Origin of the sequence: Pseudomonas citronellolis (assembly GCF_029335315.1) — a bacterium.
In the GTDB taxonomy this organism is placed as follows: domain Bacteria; phylum Pseudomonadota; class Gammaproteobacteria; order Pseudomonadales; family Pseudomonadaceae; genus Pseudomonas; species Pseudomonas citronellolis_A.
The window spans coordinates 1-3,166 of record NZ_JARJLT010000134.1; the positions used below are offsets into that span (position 1 = coordinate 1).

The 3,166-nt window shown below is 63.5% G+C and carries 3 protein-coding genes, 3 tRNA genes and 1 pseudogene; all 7 read left to right on the top strand.

Annotated elements, in window-relative coordinates; translation table 11 throughout:
- Window positions 1–214: 214 nt before the first annotated feature.
- Complete coding sequence (gene birA / locus P3W75_RS11280; RefSeq protein WP_276227468.1) at window positions 215–1,159, top strand: bifunctional biotin--[acetyl-CoA-carboxylase] ligase/biotin operon repressor BirA; 945 nt, start codon at window positions 215–217, stop codon at window positions 1,157–1,159.
- A complete protein-coding gene (locus tag P3W75_RS11285; RefSeq protein ID WP_276227469.1) occupies window positions 1,149–1,898 on the top strand; it encodes a pantothenate kinase in 750 nt (249 codons plus the stop codon). Before birA ends, P3W75_RS11285 begins: the two co-directional genes overlap by 11 nt.
- An 8-nt stretch (window positions 1,899–1,906) precedes the next feature.
- A complete protein-coding gene (locus P3W75_RS11290; protein ID WP_276227470.1) occupies window positions 1,907–2,590 on the top strand; it encodes an SPOR domain-containing protein in 684 nt (227 codons plus the stop codon).
- 140 nt (window positions 2,591–2,730) lie between these two features.
- A tRNA-Tyr gene (locus P3W75_RS11295) sits at window positions 2,731–2,815 on the top strand.
- A 26-nt stretch (window positions 2,816–2,841) separates the two neighbouring features.
- Window positions 2,842–2,915: transfer RNA gene (locus P3W75_RS11300), tRNA-Gly, on the top strand.
- 18 nt (window positions 2,916–2,933) lie between these two features.
- A tRNA-Thr gene (locus P3W75_RS11305) sits at window positions 2,934–3,009 on the top strand.
- A gap of 83 nt (window positions 3,010–3,092) precedes the next feature.
- Window positions 3,093–3,166 (top strand): annotated as a pseudogene (locus tag P3W75_RS11310) (GTP-binding protein); the annotation flags it as partial.

Genomic DNA, 3,166 nt, shown 5'->3' on the forward strand with positions numbered 1-3,166 from the left:
CCTACGCTGGGTTGGGGCGGCCAGGGAGGTGATTCCGTCGCGGGATCGATTCCCCAGGCGCCTCTGTCGCTGTGGATAACCCCGCGCTTCTCCGCTCGTCGTCCGCTGTGCTGCCCGGCTCCGGGGCATTCCCTGCCATTTCGCCCGCCGCTAGTGCATAGGCAAGCGGAAAGCGCCTCTATATCATGCGTGCCTTATTGTGGCGGGACGCGAAATGCAGACATTGCTGAAACTACTGGGCGATGGACGATTCCATTCCGGCGAGGAGCTTGGCGCCGCGCTTGGCGTGAGCCGTAGTGCCGTGTGGAAGCGCCTGCAGGGCCTGGAGAGCGAATTCGGGCTCGAGGTCCAGTCCGTGCGTGGGCGTGGCTACCGGCTGGCCGAGCCGTTGGTGGCGATAGACCCGCAACGGGTGCGTTCGCCCTGGCCTCTGGATGTGCTTTTCTCCGTGGACTCGACCAACGCCGAGGCCATGCGGCGCCTCGACGCCGGCGTCGCGACCCCGTTCGCGGTGGTGGCCGAGCGGCAGACCGCCGGGCGCGGGCGCAGGGGGCGGGCCTGGGTGAGTCCGTTCGGTGCCAACCTCTATTGCACGCTGGGCATTTCCGTCAGGGGCGGGCCCAAGGAGCTGGAGGGCTTGAGCCTGGTGGTCGGTCTGGCTGTCGTGCGCGCCGTGCAGTCGCTGGGGATCGAGGGGGTAGGGCTGAAATGGCCGAACGATATCCTTCTCGACGGCAAGAAGCTCGCCGGCATCCTGCTGGAGCTCACCGGTGACCCTGCCGACTTGTGCAGCGTGGCTATCGGTATCGGCATCAATGTGAACATGCGTGCCGCGGAGGGGATCGACCAGCCCTGGACGTCGCTGCGCGCTGCCTCGGGGCGGCCGGTTGATCGCAATCGGCTGCTCGAGGCGTTGAGCAACGCCCTGGACTGGCACCTGGCTCGCCATCGCGAGCAGGGTTTCCTCGCCAGCCAGCGGGAGTGGGAGTCCTTCCATCTGTGGCAGGGGCGCGAAGTCGTGCTCTCGACCGCCGCCAAGCGCGTGGTAGGCCGCGCCTTGGGAATCGACGAGCAGGGCGCATTGCGCCTGGAGATCGATGGCGTCGAAAGTCGCTTCAGTGGGGGGGAGTTGAGCCTGAGGTTGTCTGATGATTCTTGAACTGGACTGTGGCAATAGCCTGATCAAATGGCGGGTGATCCGTTCGGCCGAACTCACCGGCGTGGCCGGCGGTGTCGCCGACTCCGACGCCGCCTTGCTGGATCAGCTCCGCGCTCGTGAGGACCTGGCGATTCGTCAGTGCCGCATGGTGAGCGTGCGTAGTGAGCAGGAGACGGCCGTCCTGGTGCAGGCGCTGGGCGAGGCCTTCGCGGTCAGCGTCAATGTCGCCCAGTCCGCCGAGGTGTTGGCGGGCGTGCGCAACGGCTACCGCGAATACCAGCGGCTCGGCCTGGATCGCTGGGTGGCTCTCGTGGCCGGCTACCGCCTGGCCGGTGGCGCGTGCCTGGTCCTCGACCTGGGTACCGCGGTGACATCGGACCTGGTGGATGCCTCCGGCCAACACCTGGGCGGCTATATCTGCCCCGGTATGCCGCTGATGCGCAGCCAGCTGCGCACCCATACCCGGCGTATCCGTTACGACGACGCGGCGGCGCGCGAAGCCCTGCAGGGGCTTTCCCCTGGCCGGGAAACCGCCGAGGCGGTGGAGCGGGGGTGCCTGCTGATGCTGCGAGGGTTCGTGCGTGAGCAATACCAGTTGGCCTGCGAGCTGCTGGGCGGTGATTGCGCCGTGTTCCTGACCGGTGGCGATGCCGAGCTGGTCAAGGATGAACTACCCCAGGCCCGAATCCTTCCTGACCTGGTGTTCACCGGGTTGGCCCTCGCCTGCCCGCTGGAGTAGCGCCTCTCATGCGTTGGTTCTTCCTGTTCCTGCTGGTGCTGAACGCCTTCTATTTCATCTGGCACCAGCAGCAGACGCCCTTGCGCGCCAAAGAGATCGCGCCTCTCAGTCTCTACCGCAGTGAGCAGAAGAATATCCGCCTGCTCAGCGAGTCGCCCGACGCTGCCCAGCGGCGCCAGGCCGAGGCGCCTGCCGCGGCTCCTGCGCAGGAAAGCGCCTGCCTGTACCTGGGGCCTTTCGGTGACGAAACCCGGGCCAAGGCGCTCGAGCAGCGCCTGACCAGCCTCGACATGCATGTCAGCCGGCAGAAGGTCGATGCTGCCGCCGCGACCGACTATTGGGTGTATCTGCCGCCGCTGGCTTCGCGCCAGGCTTCCTTGTGGCAGTTGCGCGAGCTCCAGGCGCGCAAGATCGACAGCTACATCATCACGGAAGGGGATCTGGCTGACGGCATCTCGCTGGGGATATTCCAGAGCAAGGACTCGGCGGACGCCGTCGTCGAGCGCCTGAAGGTCGCTGGCTACGAGGCGCTGGTGCGCGAACTGGCGCGCAATCAGCACGATCTGTGGGTGCAGGTAGCCCCGGAAAGCCGGCGTCTGGCGGACGATGGACTGCTGCGCCAACTGGTCGCCGATTTCCCGGAATTGCAAAGACAAATAATGCCGTGCAAAAGCGTTGCATCCTCCGAATAGTTTGAATAGAATGGCGCCCGCTTCGAAGGGGTGACCTGAAAGGGGAATCACAAGAAGCCGTTGTCGATGAGCTAAGCTCAAGTTTTTAAAGAAAAAACTGTTGACAACGCGGTGGCACTCTGTAGAATGCCGCCTCACTCGGAGGGGTTCCCGAGCGGCCAAAGGGATCAGACTGTAAATCTGACGTCTCAGACTTCGAAGGTTCGAATCCTTCCCCCTCCACCAGTTTTCAAGCGTGAGCATCGAGCTCCGCGGGTATAGTTCAGTGGTAGAACCTCAGCCTTCCAAGCTGATGATGCGGGTTCGATTCCCGCTACCCGCTCCAAGTTTGATGATTATGTTTGCTCATGTAGCTCAGCTGGTAGAGCACACCCTTGGTAAGGGTGAGGTCAGCGGTTCAAATCCGCTCATGAGCTCCAACTCGCAAAGGCAGATATGAAAATATCTGCCTTTGTTTTATCGGTGATATGGCTTTCTCAATTCCTAGTGGGAGGCGGTCAAAATGGCTAAAGAGAAGTTCGAACGTAACAAACCGCACGTCAACGTCGGCACCATCGGCCACGTCGACCACGGTAA

Excerpts from the sequence above, each read along its gene's own strand:
- birA (WP_276227468.1), top strand. The coding sequence starts at position 215 with ATGCAGACATTGCTGAAACTACTGGGCGATGGACGATTCCATTCCGGC.
- P3W75_RS11290 (WP_276227470.1), top strand. The coding sequence starts at position 1,907 with ATGCGTTGGTTCTTCCTGTTCCTGCTGGTGCTGAACGCCTTCTATTTC.
- P3W75_RS11285 (WP_276227469.1), top strand. The coding sequence starts at position 1,149 with ATGATTCTTGAACTGGACTGTGGCAATAGCCTGATCAAATGGCGGGTG.